Here is a 15,469-nt window from a genome sequence, read left to right as displayed (position 1 = left end):
GGGAACGGCAGGACCAGAGACATGGCGCAGTACGACACGATTTTCAAGAACGCGACACTGGTCAATCACGATGGCGAAGGCCGGGCCGATGTGGCGGTGCGCAATGGCACCATTGCGGCGCTGGGCGATCTGTCGGGCGATAGCGCCATCGAAACCGTCGACTGCACCGGCCTGCACATCCTGCCCGGGGTCATCGATACCCAGGTGCACTTCCGCGAGCCGGGCCTGACCCACAAGGAAGATCTGCAATCGGGTTCCCTTTCCGCCGTCATGGGCGGCGTGACGGGCGTATTTGAAATGCCCAACACCAACCCGCTGACCACCAGCCGGGAAACCTTTGAGGCCAAGATTGCCGCCGGCACCAATCGCATGCATTGCGATTTCGCCTTCTATATTGGCGGCACGCACGAGAATGTCGGCGAACTGGCCGAACTCGAAAGACTGCCCGGTTGCGCTGGCATCAAGGTGTTCATGGGAAGTTCCACCGGCTCACTGCTGGTGGCCGATGACGATGGCGTCGAGGCTATCCTCAATGCCATTTCGCGCCGTGCCGCCTTCCACTCCGAAGACGAATTCATGCTCGAGCAACGCAAGGGCCTGCGCGTCGAGGGCGATCCATCGAGCCATCCGGTCTGGCGCTCGCCCGAAGTAGCGCTCAACTGCACCAAGCGGCTGGTGGGTCTGGCCCACAAGACCGGCAAGCGCATTCATGTGCTGCATATTTCGACTGCCGAAGAGATGGTCTATCTGGCCGATCACAAGGACGTCGCCAGCGTCGAGGTAACCCCGCATCACCTCACGCTCGATGAGACCGCCTATGATCGGCTGGGCACCTATGTGCAGATGAACCCCCCCGTCCGCGATGCCCAGCATCGCGCGGGGATCTGGGCGGGGGTGGCCAATGGCGTCGCCGATATTCTGGGGTCCGATCATGCCCCGCATACGCGCGAGGAAAAGGATCACCCTTACCCCGCCAGCCATTCCGGCATGACCGGCGTGCAGACCCTGGTGCCGATCATGCTCGACCATGTGAATGCCGGAAAACTCAGCCTGCAGCGCTTTGTCGACATGACCAGCGCCGGCCCCAACCGCCTGTTCGGCATCGCCAAAAAGGGTCGTGTTGCGGTGGGCTATGATGCCGACCTCACCATTGTCGATCTCAAGCGCCGCGAAACCATCCGCAATGCCGACGTCAAAAGCCGCGCCGGCTGGACGCCCTATGACGGCGTCACGGTCACCGGCTGGCCCGTGGGCACCATTGTGCGCGGCAAGACAGTGATGTGGCAGGGCGAACTGGTGACGCCCTCAACCGGCCAGCCAATCAGCTTCTTGGAAGCACTGCCACAGGACGCATAGCGCTTCGTCGGGTTCGGGTAGCGGACAGTCTGCTACTAGGGCGGTCAGTTCGTTAAGCAGACAGCGATCAAATTTGAGGCCGGAAGAAGGCTGTCGGGCACTATGTGAGCCGTGGCGTTGAGCGGTGGTAACATCAAGCGTTGCGACCATGTCCACCACAGCAACACCACTCTATCGGCCGGATACCGCAAATCGTTCGTCGGTTTGGGATGCTAGCAGACTGTCTGCAGGCGAGCAGCGTCGCCTCAAGCCAGCCTCAAACAATAAGTTCTGCTTAGGAATTAATTAGTGCGTATGCTCCATAAGCGAGTTGCTTATATGCACGAGGCGGAAGGCTCCATGGCACTGTTCACATCGCGAACCAAAAGAAAAATAGCAACGGATGACCACGCGACGCTCGCCGCGCTGTCGGCTTCACAAGCGATTATCGAGTTCAATCTCGATGGCACCATCCTTACCGCCAACGCCAATTTTCTGGCGGCAATGAGCTATGAGCTTGATGACGTCCAGGGCAAGCACCACAGCATATTTGTGGAGCCTTCATACGCGAAGTCCGCAGATTACCAAGAGTTCTGGGCGCGGCTCCGCAACGGTGAATTCAACGCTGCCGAATACAAGCGCATCGGCAATGGTGGCAAAGAAGTCTGGATACAGGCCTCCTACAATCCGGTTCTGGACGCAGCAGGGAAGCCCTTTAAGGTCATCAAGATTGCGACCGATGTTACGGCACAGAAACTCGCCAATGCTGATTATAGAGGCCAGCTCGCCGCCATCTCGAAGTCACAAGCGGTGATTGAGTTTGACCTGTCCGGGACCATCCTAACCGCCAATGAGAATTTCTGTGCGACGATGGGCTATCGGCTGGAAGAGATTAAGGGTCAGCATCACAGCATGTTCGCTGTACCCGACTTTGCCAGAAGCAAAGAGTACAGCGAGTTTTGGAGAGCTTTGGGGCGCGGCGAATATCAGGCTGCCGAATACCAGCGACTTGGCAAAGGGGGCAAGGAGGTCTGGATCCAGGCGAGCTACAACCCGATTTTTGACATGAATGGCCGCCCTTATAAAGTTGTCAAATACGCAACCGACATTACTGCACGCAAGGCTGCTGTAGTCACTATCGGGGCAAGTCTATCAAGGCTTGCCGGGGGCGATCTGGCCGCCCGCATCGACGCTCCGCTAGTGGGCGAACTTGATGAAGTGCGCCTTGCCTTCAATGATACGGTGGAAAAGTTCGCCAGCATCATGTCCCAGCTGCGCGAAACCTCGGCAATCCTGAAGACCGCGACGGGCGAAATCCTGTCGGGCGCCAATGATCTGGCAGACCGGACGACCCGCCAGGCCGCCGCCATCGAAGAAACCAGCGCTGCCATGGAGCAGCTCTCCACCACGGTGCAGGAAAATGCCAAGCGTAGCGAGGCGGCAAACACCCGTTCTCTTGCCGTGTCCGAAGCCGCTAGCAGCACAGGCGTGGTTATGGGCGAAGCAAATCAGGCAATGGAGCGGATTTCAGTATCCTCTGCCAAGATCTCCAACATCATCGGTATGATTGATGATATCGCCTTCCAGACCAACCTGCTAGCCCTGAATGCTTCGGTAGAAGCGGCCCGTGCGGGGGACGCCGGCAAAGGTTTTGCCGTGGTCGCAGTGGAAGTGCGCCGACTGGCACAGTCAGCGGCCAGTGCGTCCTCGGACGTCAAAGTTCTGGTCGAGCGTTCTGCCGAAGAGGTGGAGTCGGGCTCCAAGCTGGTCTCTACTGCCGCAGCCAAGCTGAACGACATGGTCGAAAGCGTTCGTCAGAACAGCGAGCTGATCACCGAGATCGCTCACGCCACCCAAGAACAGTCAACTGCCATAGTCGAGGTGAGCACTTCAGTTCGCGATATGGACGAAATGACCCAGCACAATGCGGCGCTTGTCGAGGAAATGAACGCGGCTCTGGAGCAGACCGAAACGCAGGCGAGCGAGCTGGATCAGATCGTCGAAGTCTTCACCGTTGAACATCGCGAGACTGTTGCCAAACCGTCGGCACGGCACGCGCCCCCAGTGGCCCACAAACAGACTGCAACTGACATCAAGTCGCAGCAGTATCGCGCCGGCAACGCTGCCAAGGCCTATGCGGTGAACGGCAATGCGGCCATCAAGCAAGACTGGAACGAGTTCTAATTTAGTCGCTGCGTGGCCGCTCTCCCACCTGTCGTCACCCTCGGCCTTGAGCCGAGGGTACTGTACTTCATGGTTTCGGCAGGGGCAGAGGCGGCGCGAGTTCTGGGATGGGATCGTCAGTGAAGAACCCTCGGGTCAAGGCCGAGGGTGACGCGCGGTGGGTGGTGAGCGGCTTGTTTCGGCGTCAAGGCTTATCGGCCTGAATGTCTGAAATGGGGTCGCAAACCGCGTCCGGGTCGCTGAATTTCAGTGGACGCTTTCAGGCCTAGAACGGCCCTACTGCAATATCTTGTCGAGATTGTATTCGCCCGAGCGGATGCGGTCGGGGAGCATGGCGACCAGGTCGGCAGCGGCTTCGTCGCCGTGCATCTTGACCAGCGTGGCCAGCGCCGCAAACAGCGATGCATGGGCCAGCGAGCCGCTTTGCACGCCATCTTCTTCAGCTTCGTTCCAGGCCTCGGCCAGATATTCCAGCGCGATCTGACGCTCGCCGCTTTCGCGGTCGAAAACGCCCAGGCCCGAAGCGGGTGCAAACATGGTCTTGCTCGTCGTCATAACACCTCGGGTAGCACAGGCTGTTGCGGTGGGCGCGGCAGAAGTAACCCGAAGGTTAACAAGTCGTACGCGTTTGTATCCAACCCATAGCAGAGCCGGACTACTCTGCGAACCGGGTGTGAATGTCGCGGGCGGTGCGTTCGGCCTCATCAAGCAGGCGCGACAGCGCCGCACTGGCAGCGGGGGTGCAGGCCCGATGGAACCGCGCATAGGCGGTATAGCCTTCGTTGAAGGCACCGGCCAGCCGCTGGCGACGGTCCTCATCGGGCTGGTCCAGCGCGATCAGATCGGCCATTTGCGCGCGCCAGTCCGTCCGGTTGGTGCCGCATAGCGGCTGCAGGAAATAGAGGCTCCCCATAATTTCCGAGAGGCGCTCCATCTGCCGCTGATAAGGCGGATCAATCGCCAGCGCGGGCAGGGCGCCCAGCACGAGCAGACAGGCGGCGATGGCAATTTGGCGCAGGTTTTTCATGGCGGTCCGCAACAATACCCGCCTCCTGTATCAGCTTTGCCCCATCACTGCGAAGGCCCTGGCGAGAACGTCATCAAGGCGGCTGGTGGTGCGAAAGGCGATCAGCGCCGTTGGATCCACCCACAGATGATCGGCAACCTCGTCGGAGGGCGTCACCTTGCCGGTGAAGTCGCCCGTCACGAATACCTGGAGCATGAAGGCCTCGTCGCGCCCCAGCGCCTGCAGGATCACCGGCCGGGGATTGCGGATGGTGATGCCCACTTCCTCGGTGATTTCGCGCGCCGCGCATTGCTCGATGGTCTCGCCGGGCTCAATGCGGCCGCCCGGCAGGGTCCACAAATCCTTGTAGGGTTCATAGGCGCGCTTGATCAGCAGCACCTTGCCATCGCGCACCAGAGCCACGCTGGCGGCATTGGGGAGTTTGTCGGTCACAGGTTTGGGCGTCCAATTGCGATTCGTTGGTTCACACACTACCTGTTGTTGGCCAATTGGGAGACATCGAACATGTGCGGACGCTATGCCTCCACATTGCCACCTGAAATGATGGAAGAGCTGTTCAAGCTGCTCAATCACATCGAGATGGTGCCGCGCTACAATATCGCCCCGACCCAGCCCGTTGCCGCGATCTGGGAAGAGGGCGGTCGCCGCGAGGGTCATTTTGCACGCTGGGGCCTGGTGCCGCGCTGGGTCAAGGATCCACGCGAATTTCCGCTGCTGGTCAATGCGCGGGTGGAAACCATGGGCGAAAAGCCCGCCTTCCGCGATGCCCTCAAGCATGGCCGCTGCATCATTCCCGCCAGTGGCTATTACGAGTGGCACACCAATCCCGACAAGTCCAAGCAGCCCTATTACATCACCTTCGAGGACGATCGGCCCATGGCGCTGGCCGGGCTCTACGCCACCTGGAGTGGCCCCGAGGGCGAAGAGATCGATAGCCTCTCCACCATCACGGTGCCGACCAATGGCCAGCTCGCGCCCATCCATCATCGCATGCCTGCGATCCTGCAAGGGCAGGCGATCGATGACTGGCTCAACGTACGTGATGTGCGCGCCAACACCGCCGCCCAACTGGCGCTGCCGCTGCCCGATGGGGCGCTGAAATTTCATCCCGTGTCGACCCGGGTCAATTCTGCGCGCGATGATGATCCGGGGCTGATTGTGCCGGTGACGGTGGAAAAGCCGGAACCGGTGCGCAAGGTCGCTGGCGGCGGCGGGCAGCTGGATCTGTTTTAGGGGATATCTTGCGAGCTTTGTTACTGCGGCTTCACCCCCTCCTGGCCTCCCCCTGATAGGGGGAGGAATCAGAGCGGGCTGCGGGCAAAATACTCAACAATCGCAAGACCAATTCCTCCCCTCGACAGGGGGAGGTTATGAGGGGATGGGGCAACCAAACAGGTCGACCCGCGTCTGAGGCCCTGACCCCCTAGACGCCGATATCGAAATAGCCCAGCGCGTCGCCCATGGCCTCTTCCTCGTAGCCAAGGTGAGACAGCAGCACGCGCTCCAGTGCCTGATAGATTTCCCGGGTCTCTTCGAACCGCGCCTGGGTAGGCTCGCCGGCCAGCGCGTTGAGCGCGTCGACCAGTGCCAGCAGCAATTCATGGACCACCACATGCTCGGCCTGCAGCCGCTCGGCAATGGCCTTGAATACCGGACCCTGCTCGGCCAGCGCCGGGAAGATCGCATAATCCTCGATGGAATGGTGGGTGTGCACGATCTGACAATACTGCCCGCACAGATTGCCGAAGCGGCGATAGTTCGAGACCATTGCCAGATCGCCGGTTTCAGCCGCGATCTCGGCGGGCGTGATGCTGCCGGCCTTGGCGCGCGCGATCAGCTTGCCCAGCGTGGCCATGTTATCGCGCAGATGATCATGGATCATCTTGAGATGCTGGCCCGGCTGACGCTGGGCGTCGGTCAGGCCCTCAAGCCTGGGGGCGGGGGGACGGGTGGCGTCGTCGAGAAAGGCGATATTGAGCAACATGGCGCAATAGATGGGCCGCTTTGCCGCTGGGGACAAGACGGCACCATTTTGTAACCGTCAGCCCAGCATCTTGCCGGGGTTCAGAATGCCCTTCGGATCAAGCGCAGTCTTGATGGTGCGCATCAGCGAGAGCGCCACGGGATCCTTGACCTGCTTGAGCAGGTCCACCTTGAGCTGGCCAATGCCATGCTCGGCCGACACCGAACCGCCCAGCTTGAGCACGATCTCGTAGATCGCCTCGTGCAGCTTCTCGTCATATTCGGCCATGAACGCCTTGGGATCAGCGCCCTCGGGCTGGCTGAAATTGAAGTGGATATTGCCATCGCCCATATGCCCGAACGGCACGGCGCGAATGCCCGGCGAAACGCGCTCGCCCGCTGCAATGCCTTCGGCGATCAGTTGCGGCACCGCGGCAATCGGCACCGAGACGTCATGCTTGATCGAGGCGCCTTCCTTGGATTGCACCTCGCTCATCTGTTCGCGGAACGACCACATGCGGGTGCGGTCAGCCAGCGACTCGGCAAACACGGCATTGTCGATCAAGCCCTGTTCAAAGGCGGTCTCGATGGCGCTCATCAGGCTGCCTGCCTCGCCGCCCTGCATGCGCGCCACTTCGATCAGCGCATACCAGGGCGAGGCCCCGGCAGTGGGGTCGGAATCCAGAAATCCGTGCTTGAGCTGCATTTCCAGCCCGATATGGGGCACCAGCTCAAAAGCGTTGAGCCGGCCACCAATGCGTGCCCGCAGCAATTCAAACAGCGGTAGCGCCGCTTCGGGCCCGGCAATGTTGACGATGGTGGTCTCGTAGTCTTCGGGCTTGGGGAACAGCTTGAGCGTGGCTGCCGTGATGATGCCCAGTGTGCCCTCCGAGCCGACCAGCAGATCGCGCAGATCGTAGCCGGTATTGTCCTTTTTCAGTGAGTTCAGCCCCTGATAGCGCTGCCCGTCGGCCATGACAGCCTCGACGCCCATGGTCAGCTCGCGCGCATTGCCATAGGCCAGCACATTGACGCCACCGGCATTGGAGGCCAGCAGACCGCCAATTCGCGCCGAGCCCTGGGAGGCCAGCCAGAGCGGGAAGATGGTGTTTTGCGCTTCGGCAGCGGCGTGGGCATTTTCCAGAATGACCCCGGCTTCGGCGGTCATGGTGCCTGCGGCCGTATCAACGGCGCGGATGCGGTCCAGCTTGGCCATACTGATGATCACCTCGTCGCCGCGCAGGGGCACCTGCGCCCCGACCAGACCGGTATTGCCGCCCTGGGCGATGATGCCGACGCCGGCTGCATTGGCCCAGCGCACGATGGCCTGCACCTGTTCGATCGAACTGGGCATGACCACCGCGGCGGCCCCCGTGTGGAAGCGCTTGCGCGGCTCGTGCAGATAGATCCCCATCTGTCCCGGCTCCCCGATCACGGCATTGGCACCAAGCAGGGCCGTGAGCTGGTCGACAATGGTGGCGGCGGAAACCGACATTGAAATTCCGTTGTCTGGTGATCTCGAAACGCGCGGCAATCTTGCCCCATCAGGGTGCCATGTGCCACAAGCGGGCCAACGACTCCAGTACGACATAATATCAATTCTGCTGGTGGCACCACATAGCTGCCAGTCGCTCTGGCCGGTGGTGTCAGAAGCAAGATCCACTAATTTGGTACTGGCGTCGCTGTCATCGGCGTGCTGCTGCCCGTCAACCGGGCGCCAACGCCAGCGCCGAAACTGCCCATCATCTGGGGCCAACAAACGCCAGTACGCACTGGCGAGAGCGGGATTGAGCATGACGACCTTTCAATGGCCGGATTTTTACTTTGCCCGGCACGGCGAAACGGACTGGAACCGCGAACAGCGCTACCAGGGCAGCAAGGATATTCCGCTCAACAGGACCGGGCAGTTGCAGGCCGATGCCAATGGCATTCTGCTGCGCGAAATGCTCGAACGCGATGGTGTTGATCCCACATCGCTGAACTGGTTTGCCTCCCCGCTCAGCCGCGCATCCGAAACCATGGACCGCATGCGCGCCGCTTTCGATATCGAGCTGCCCCCTGTCATTCTCGACAAGCGGCTGATCGAGATTTCATTCGGCGATCTGGAAGGCCGGCTGCACGCTGATCTCAGCGCGGAAATGGCTCAGGCGCCGGGCCAGCGCGATGCCAGCTACTGGCACTTCCGGCCCGAAAACGGCGAAAACTATGATGATGTGGCCAATCGCCTGCTCGATTTCGCGCAGGAGCTGACGCAAAACGCCGTGGTTGTCGCCCATGGCGGTGTGCTGCGCGTGCTGCGCCATCTGGTCGAGGGCGCCGAGCGGGCCGATGTGCTCAACTGGCCGCCGCCGCAGGGGGTGATTGCCCATTTCACGGGTCGGCAGATGGCGCTGCACTCGGCTGCCAATACGTGGGATGCACAACGCCAGTCGGCACGTTGATTGACCACTCGGCCATAGGCCCCTAGAACGTCGACAACATCCGGGACCGCGCCATGTCATTCAATACATTTGGACATCTGTTTCGCTTCACCACCTGGGGCGAGAGCCATGGGCCAGCCCTTGGCGTGGTTGTCGACGGCTGCCCTCCCGGCTTGACGCTGACGCCCGAGATCATTCAGCGCGATCTGGACCGTCGCAAGCCCGGCCAATCCAAATACACCACCCAGCGTCGCGAGGCCGACGCGGTTCGCATCCTTTCCGGCGTGTTCGAAGATGAACGCACCGACGGGCCGCGTACCACTGGCACGCCCATCTCGTTGATGATCGAGAACACCGATCAGCGCTCCAAGGACTATTCGGACATCCGCGACAAATACCGTCCCGGGCATGCCGACTATACCTATGACCAGAAATATGGCGTGCGCGATTATCGCGGTGGTGGCCGCACCTCGGCGCGCGAAACCGCAGCGCGCGTGGCTGCTGGCGCCATTGCGCGTCAGGTGCTCGGCGGCATCACCATCCGTGCCAGCCTGGTGCAGGTTGGTCCGCACAAGATCGACTACAACAATTTCGACTGGGATCAGGTCGGCGAAAACCCCTTCTTCTGCGCCGATGCGAAGGCCGCAGCGCTGTGGGCCGACTATCTCGATGGCATCCGCAAGGAAGGCAATTCGGTTGGCGCGGTAATCGAAGTTGTCGCCGAAAACGTGCCGGCAGGCTGGGGTGCGCCGATCTATGGCAAACTCAGCGCTGATCTGGCCTCGGCCATGATGAGCATCAATGCGGTCAAGGCGGTGGAAATCGGTGCCGGCTTTGAATCGGCCAGCCTGACCGGCGTCGACAATGCCGATCAGATGCGGGCGGGTGCGGACAAACCCTATTTCCTGTCCAATCAGGCCGGTGGCATTTTGGGCGGCATTTCCAATGGCGATCCGGTGGTCTGCCGCTTTGCCGTCAAACCGACCTCATCGATCCTGACCCCACGCCAGACCGTGACCACGACCAACCAAGACACCGATATCATCACCAAGGGCCGTCATGACCCCTGCGTCGGCATCCGTGCCGTGCCAGTGGGCGAGGCCATGATGGCGCTGGTGCTGGCCGACCACTATCTGCGTCACCGCGGCCAGACCGGCCGTGAAGGCGCCCTCGGGTTCGAGCGGAACTAGCCTGCAGTCTTGCTGAAAATCGCGACCGTTTCGGTATTGCCGTCGCCGCCCGTAATGGGGGAGGGGATAGACAGGCGGTGGGCAAAGCCCTGTTCGCGCATAAAGGCCACCATTTCGGTCAGGGCCGTATCGATGGCCTCCTGACTGGTCACGATGCCGCCCTTGCCCACATTGCGCCGACCCACTTCAAACTGCGGCTTGAACAGGATGACGGCATCGGCGCCGGGCGCGCACAGTGCCAAAGGTGCTGCCAGAACCTTGGTGACCGAAACGAAGCTGACATCGGAGACCAGCAGGGCGATCGGCTCGGCAATGGCCTCTGCCGTCAGATCCTTGGCGTTGACGCCTTCCATGCTGACCACGCGATCGCTGCCCTTGAGCCGCTGGTGCAACTGGTCATGGCCGACATCGACGGCATAGATGCGGGCTGCCCCGCGCTCCATGAGTACCTGGGTAAAGCCGCCCGTGGATGAGCCGATATCGGCGCAGATCTTGCCTTTGGGGTCGATGGCGCCAGCATCGAGCCCGGCGACCAGCTTGAGAGCGGCGCGCGAGACGTAATTGGCAGCCGGATCGCTCAGCTCAAGCTTGTCGTCCTTGCCCACCATCTGGTTCTGCTTGACCGCCGTGACACCATTAATGGTGACGGTGCCGCGCAAAATCGCGTCGCGTGCCCGCGCCCGGCTGGGCAGCAGACCACGCTGTTCAAGCGCCAGATCGAGGCGGATGCGCTCGCTCACAGTCCGACCAGACGCTTGACCTTGGCGGTCGCAGTGTCCTGATCTTCCTCATAGGAAATCGTGCCCTGGAAGGTGCCATCAGCATTGACCAGGAAAGTCAGGGCGGTGTGGTTGACCAGGTAATAGGGGTCGCCGGGCTCGCCGACCTTTTCAGAGAACACGCCAAAGGCGGCCTTGGCATTTTCGGTCTGTTCCAGGCTGCTGGCGACCAGACCAATCACGCCCGGATCAAAACCTTCGACATATTCCCTGACCATTTCGAGCGTGTCGCGCTCGGGGTCGACCGACACGAAGATGATGCGCAACTGCTCCGGCGTCAGCCCCAGCGCATCACGGATGGCGGTGGTTTCGGCCAGCGTGGTGGGGCAGACATCGGGGCAGAAGGTATAGCCAAAAAAGATCAGGCTGGGTGGACCAATCAGATCGTCCTGGGTGAAGGCGCCGCCGCGGGTCGAGTTCAGCGCGAATTCCTGCCCGGTAATGCCCAGTGGGCGGGCAGGGGGCTGGAATACGTAAAGCGCGGTGGCCGCCACTGCTACAATGGCAACAAGTGACCACAGCACGACGCGCAGATTGCGGAGGGTCTTGGTGTTCATGATGTCTCGCTGGCTGACGCCTAGGCGTCGAGGGGCTCGGTGCCCGTGGGATTGCCGTCGCGCGACAGGGTGATCTTCTCGATGCGGGCCTCAGCGGCTTTGAGCAGCGCTTCGCAATGCGCCTTGAGAGCTTCGCCGCGCTCATAGATGGCAATCGATTCCGCCAGTGGGGCCTTGCCCGATTCCAGCTTGCCGACGATTTCCTCGAGCTGGGCCAGTGCGGCCTCAAAGCTCAGCGTCTTCACATCGTCATTGTCGGCCATCAGCAAATTTCCTATTCGTCCAGGTGCCCGATGGCACCGTCCATCAGCATGGCTACGTGATGGGAAACCCCACCGGCCAGTCCCTTGAGGTCATAGCCACCTTCGAGCAGCGAAACAATGCGGTTCCCGCAGTAGCGGTCGGCCACATCCATCAATTTACCCGTGATCCAGCCATAGTCGGCCGAGCTCCAGTTCAACTGGGCCAGTGGATCGCGCTCATGGGCGTCGAAACCCGCCGAAATCAGGATCAGATCGGGAGAGAAATCGACCAGCGCGGGGATGATGCGGGTGAGGTAGGCGTCGCGCATTTCAGCGCCACCGGTATGGGGATCAAGCGGGCTGTTGGCGATATTGCCCACCCCGGTCTCGTCAGCCCTGCCGGTACCCGGAAACAGCGGCATCTGATGGCTCGAGGCGTAAAACACGCTCGGGTCGGCCTTGAAGATATCCTGTGTGCCATTGCCATGATGCACGTCGAAATCGATGATGGCGACACGCTCCGCGCCATATTTGCGCTGTGCCTCACGCGCCGTGATGGCCACGGTGTTGATCAGGCAGAACCCCATGGGCGTGGCAATTTCGGCGTGGTGGCCCGGCGGGCGAATGGCGCAGAAGGCATTGTCGACTTCCCCCATCAGCACCGCGTCCAAAGCGCTCAATGCGCCGCCGAGCCCGGTACCGGCAACAGCCAGCGACCCTGCGGAAATGAAGGTGTCCGGATCAAGCTGGCCAATACCCTCTGCGGGGCGCGCATCGCGCAGCTTGGCCATATAGGCAGCATTGTGCACCAGCTCGGCCAGCGTAAGATCCCCACTGGGGGCATCGCGCCGGATCAGCTTGTCGAACCTGGGTCGCGCCAGGGCGTCTTCGACGGCGCGCAGCCGGTCCGCGCGCTCGGGATGACCCTGCGGCGTGACGTGATCGGCGAAGTTCGGTTGATTGACAAGTAGCGTACTCACGCGCGGTCGGGCTCCTATGCTCTTGCCCCTTCGTCTTGACGCGCCTCGTTGGCGTTGTCAAACAACGCCGAGACCCATGAAGGATGTCATGACCCATTCTGATCCGAAAACGGTGGAAGACGCTGCAGCCCTGCTGCGCGCCGGCCAGTTATGCGCCTTTGCCACCGAGACCGTGTATGGGCTGGGCGCCGACGCCACCAATGCCGATGCGGTCCTCTCGATCTATGAGACCAAGGGCCGTCCGCGCTTCAATCCGTTGATCATCCATTGCGCCGATCTGGCCATGGCCGAGACGCTGGCCGAGTTTTCGCCACTGGCCCGACGGGCTGCAGCGCTCTGGCCCGGACCGCTGACCCTGGTGCTGCCCGCCAGGCCGGGCAATGGACTGGCCGATGTTGCCATGGCCGGGCTCGATACCGTGGCCATCCGCATTCCCGATCACCCGCTGGCACTGGCGCTGCTGGCCGCTGTTGGCAAGCCGCTCGCTGCACCCTCGGCCAATCCTTCGGGGCGGCTGTCCCCGACCACGGCTTTTCAGGTGCGGTTGGGTTTTGATGGGCGCGTACCGGTACTTGATGGCGGGCCCTGCCGGGCCGGGGTGGAATCCACCATTGTGCGGGTGCTGGAAGATCAACTGGTGCAATTGCGCGCCGGCGCGATCGCCCGCCACGATATCGAGCAGGCGCTGGGCCTGTCAGTGGCTGTAGCCGACAAGGACGCAGCCGTGGCGGCGCCGGGCATGCTGGTGAGCCATTATGCGCCCAATGCCAGCCTGCGGCTGAACACCACGCCAAAGGCGGGAGAGGCCTATCTGGCCTTCGGGAAGGCCCAAGATTTTGCCGGTCCCACGCGCAATCTCTCACCCAGTGGCGACCTTCATGAAGCCGCGCGCAATCTGTTCGCCATGTTGCATGAGCTTGATGGGCTGGGCGCCGACATGATCGCAGTGGCGCCAGTCCCCGACCGGGGGCTGGGCGAAGCCATCAATGATCGTTTGCAGCGCGCCGCGGCGCCAAGGGACTAGGGTGTCCTCACCTCTCCCTTTAAGGGGAGAGGCAGGGTTTCGCTAGTCGCGGACCTTGTAGGGCTTCTGGTCACGCATGAAGCGGGCCAGCGCCTCGAGATCGGCATCCCCGCCGGGCGGCAGGATGACCTTGAGATTGGCGTAGAGATCGCCGGCGCCATAGAGCCCCTTGCCCTTCAGGCGCAGCGCCTTGCCGGTATCCATGCCTGGTGGCAGGTTCAACTCGACAGAGCCATCCAGCGTCGGGACGCGCACCTTGGCACCCAGCACCGCCTCATAGAGCGTGATCGGCACATCGGTGCGGATATCGGCCCCATCGCGGCGGAACTGCTTGGACTTTTCAAAACGCACCGTGACCAGCGCATCGCCGGGCTCGCCCATGCCGGGAGACCCCTGGCCCTTGAGCCGGATCTGCTGGCCCTCTTCGACCTTCTCGGGCAGCTTGACCGAAAGCACCTTGCCGCTGGGCATGCGCACCTGGATCGAGGCCGCCTTGTGGGCATCCTCGAGCGAGACGGTGGCGTTGACCACCACATCATCGCCCTTCATGGCGCGTCCTGCGCCAGCGCCGCCGCCTGCAGCTGCGCCGGCAAACGGGTCCCACTGGGCGCCGCCGGCACCGGGGCCGGGGCCACGACCAGCGCCGCCACGCGGCTGGCCGCCAAAGCCGCTCATGAATTCCTTGAGGATGTCCTCAGCTGTGAAGCCGCCCTGCGCGGTGCGGCCATCACGCTGCCCGCCGGCGCCGGGATGGAAGCCGGCAAACTTCGGATTGCCGTCGGCATCGATCTCGCCGCGATCGTACTGGGCCCGCTTTTCCTTGTCGTTGAGCAGGTCATAGGCATTGGTCGCCTCGGCAAATTTGCCGTGCGCTGCAGGATCGTCTGGATTTTGGTCAGGGTGGAACTTCTTGGCCAGCTTGCGATAGGCGGACTTGATGTCCTTCTCGCCAGCCGAACGAGGCACCCCAAGCACGGAATAGGGATCGCGCATTTGGTCCATTCAATAGATGCGGGCGTTGCTTCGCCCCGGTTTCGAGTCCTATATGGCCACGCCCCCCCGGCTTGTCCAGTTTTGCGCGACGAAGGGATGATATCGATATGCTGCAGACTTTGACCGAACGCCTGTTTGATGATGCGGATCGCACCGCCCTGGACCCCCTCGCGCTGTTCGAAGAATGGTTCGCGCTGGCGCAGGAAGCCGAGCCCAATGACCCGCACGCCATGGCTTTTGCCAGTGTTGATGGCGATGGCCTGCCCGATGTGCGCATGGTGCTGCTCAATGCGCGCGATGAGCGCGGCTTCAGCTTTTTCACCAATTTTCAAAGCACCAAGGGCCATCAGCTGCTGGACCAGCCCAAGGGGGCCATGGTGATGCACTGGAAGTCGCTACGCCGACAGATTCGCATGCGCGGGCCGGTTGAGCAGGTGACGCCTGCCGAGGCCGACGCCTATTTCGCCAGCCGCGCCAAGGGCAGCCAGATTGCTTCGTCGGTATCGCAGCAGTCGCGGCCGCTCGAAAACCGCCAGACCTTGCTCGACGAGGTTGCCCAGCGGACCAGCCAGATCGGCGAGGACGGGGTGACCCGGCCCCCGCACTGGTCCGGATTCCGTCTTGTGCCCTCGAGCATTGAATTCTGGAAGGATGGCGAGTTTCGCCTGCATGACCGGGTGCGTTTCACCCGCGAGGGGATCGACCAGCCCTGGACCAGCCAGCGGCTCTATCCCTAGCAAATTGGCACTGACCATGCTTTCCAATCCGGCCTGCCT

The 15,469-nt window shown here is 62.0% G+C and carries 17 protein-coding genes; 7 read left to right on the top strand and 10 right to left on the bottom strand.

Annotated features, from left to right (window positions below; genetic code table 11):
* Positions 1-21 precede the first annotated feature (21 nt).
* The gene (locus KD146_RS11400; protein ID WP_212658785.1) at positions 22-1,356 is read left to right on the top strand and encodes a dihydroorotase; all 1,335 of its coding nucleotides are present in this window, start codon (positions 22-24) and stop codon (positions 1,354-1,356) included.
* Positions 1,357-1,695: 339 nt separating this feature from the next.
* On the top strand, positions 1,696-3,519 hold the full coding sequence (locus KD146_RS11395) for a methyl-accepting chemotaxis protein (RefSeq protein WP_212658784.1): 1,824 nt from the start codon (positions 1,696-1,698) through the stop codon (positions 3,517-3,519).
* A 276-nt stretch (positions 3,520-3,795) separates the two neighbouring features.
* Here the strand turns inward: KD146_RS11395 and KD146_RS11390 are convergent, their stop codons facing one another.
* The 3 genes from KD146_RS11390 to KD146_RS18230 all read right to left on the bottom strand — a co-directional run bounded on the left by KD146_RS11390 (position 3,796) and on the right by KD146_RS18230 (position 4,978).
* Positions 3,796-4,074 (bottom strand): hypothetical protein, encoded by a 279-nt coding sequence (locus KD146_RS11390; RefSeq protein ID WP_345790787.1) that lies wholly within the window; start codon positions 4,072-4,074, stop codon positions 3,796-3,798.
* A gap of 100 nt (positions 4,075-4,174) precedes the next feature.
* A complete protein-coding gene (locus KD146_RS11385) occupies positions 4,175-4,561 on the bottom strand; it encodes a TIGR02301 family protein (protein WP_212658783.1) in 387 nt (128 codons plus the stop codon).
* A gap of 15 nt (positions 4,562-4,576) precedes the next feature.
* Positions 4,577-4,978 carry an NUDIX hydrolase gene (locus tag KD146_RS18230; protein WP_212658782.1) on the bottom strand — a complete coding sequence of 134 codons (402 nt, stop codon included), beginning with the start codon at positions 4,976-4,978 and terminating at the stop codon, positions 4,577-4,579.
* Positions 4,979-5,050: 72 nt separating this feature from the next.
* On the opposite strand from KD146_RS18230, the gene KD146_RS11375 reads away from it, so the two are divergent.
* Entirely contained in the window at positions 5,051-5,779 is a 729-nt protein-coding gene (locus KD146_RS11375) for an SOS response-associated peptidase (RefSeq protein ID WP_212658781.1), read from the top strand.
* 190 nt (positions 5,780-5,969) lie between these two features.
* Here KD146_RS11375 and KD146_RS11370 read toward each other — a convergent pair whose 3' ends face one another.
* Together KD146_RS11370 and KD146_RS11365 are read right to left on the bottom strand one after the other, a co-directional pair.
* Positions 5,970-6,566 (bottom strand): hemerythrin domain-containing protein, encoded by a 597-nt coding sequence (locus tag KD146_RS11370; RefSeq protein ID WP_212658780.1) that lies wholly within the window; start codon positions 6,564-6,566, stop codon positions 5,970-5,972.
* Positions 6,567-6,587: 21 nt separating this feature from the next.
* Positions 6,588-8,003: an FAD-binding oxidoreductase gene (locus tag KD146_RS11365; protein WP_212658779.1), complete on the bottom strand. Its 1,416-nt coding sequence runs from the start codon at positions 8,001-8,003 to the stop codon at positions 6,588-6,590.
* 298 nt (positions 8,004-8,301) lie between these two features.
* Between KD146_RS11365 and KD146_RS11360 the strand changes: the two genes are divergently transcribed.
* The gene (locus KD146_RS11360; RefSeq protein ID WP_212658778.1) at positions 8,302-8,949 is read left to right on the top strand and encodes a histidine phosphatase family protein; all 648 of its coding nucleotides are present in this window, start codon (positions 8,302-8,304) and stop codon (positions 8,947-8,949) included.
* Between the two features lie 53 nt (positions 8,950-9,002).
* Positions 9,003-10,118: a chorismate synthase gene (gene aroC, locus KD146_RS11355; protein ID WP_212658777.1), complete on the top strand. Its 1,116-nt coding sequence runs from the start codon at positions 9,003-9,005 to the stop codon at positions 10,116-10,118.
* Here the strand turns inward: aroC and KD146_RS11350 are convergent.
* Genes KD146_RS11350 through KD146_RS11335 form a run of 4 tightly spaced genes read right to left on the bottom strand, consistent with a single transcriptional unit; the run spans position 10,115 to position 12,676 of the window.
* Entirely contained in the window at positions 10,115-10,858 is a 744-nt protein-coding gene (locus KD146_RS11350; RefSeq protein ID WP_212658776.1) for a TlyA family RNA methyltransferase, read from the bottom strand. The two genes, aroC and KD146_RS11350, sit on opposite strands and share 4 nt — an antisense overlap.
* A complete protein-coding gene (locus KD146_RS11345; protein ID WP_212658775.1) occupies positions 10,855-11,454 on the bottom strand; it encodes an SCO family protein in 600 nt (199 codons plus the stop codon). The genes KD146_RS11350 and KD146_RS11345 overlap by 4 nt, the downstream gene beginning before the upstream one ends.
* Positions 11,455-11,474: 20 nt before the next feature.
* Complete coding sequence (locus KD146_RS11340) at positions 11,475-11,717, bottom strand: exodeoxyribonuclease VII small subunit (protein WP_212658774.1); 243 nt, start codon at positions 11,715-11,717, stop codon at positions 11,475-11,477.
* A gap of 11 nt (positions 11,718-11,728) precedes the next feature.
* A complete protein-coding gene (locus tag KD146_RS11335) occupies positions 11,729-12,676 on the bottom strand; it encodes a histone deacetylase family protein (RefSeq protein ID WP_212658773.1) in 948 nt (315 codons plus the stop codon).
* Positions 12,677-12,764: 88 nt separating this feature from the next.
* Here KD146_RS11335 and KD146_RS11330 point away from each other — a divergent pair, with 88 nt between their 5' ends.
* Complete coding sequence (locus tag KD146_RS11330; protein ID WP_249327649.1) at positions 12,765-13,700, top strand: L-threonylcarbamoyladenylate synthase; 936 nt, start codon at positions 12,765-12,767, stop codon at positions 13,698-13,700.
* A gap of 42 nt (positions 13,701-13,742) precedes the next feature.
* On the opposite strand, the gene KD146_RS11325 is transcribed toward KD146_RS11330, so the two are convergent.
* Positions 13,743-14,693: a DnaJ C-terminal domain-containing protein gene (locus KD146_RS11325; RefSeq protein ID WP_212658771.1), complete on the bottom strand. Its 951-nt coding sequence runs from the start codon at positions 14,691-14,693 to the stop codon at positions 13,743-13,745.
* Positions 14,694-14,800: 107 nt separating this feature from the next.
* Between KD146_RS11325 and pdxH the strand changes: the two genes are divergently transcribed.
* A complete protein-coding gene (gene pdxH / locus KD146_RS11320; RefSeq protein WP_212658770.1) occupies positions 14,801-15,430 on the top strand; it encodes a pyridoxamine 5'-phosphate oxidase in 630 nt (209 codons plus the stop codon).
* The last annotated feature ends 39 nt before the right edge of the window (positions 15,431-15,469 follow it).

The sequence above is a fragment of the Devosia litorisediminis genome (genome assembly GCF_018334155.1).
Classification (GTDB): Bacteria; Pseudomonadota; Alphaproteobacteria; order Rhizobiales; family Devosiaceae; genus Devosia; species Devosia litorisediminis.
Note: the sequence above shows the minus strand (reverse complement) of the source record. Positions and strands in the feature narration are given on the sequence as shown.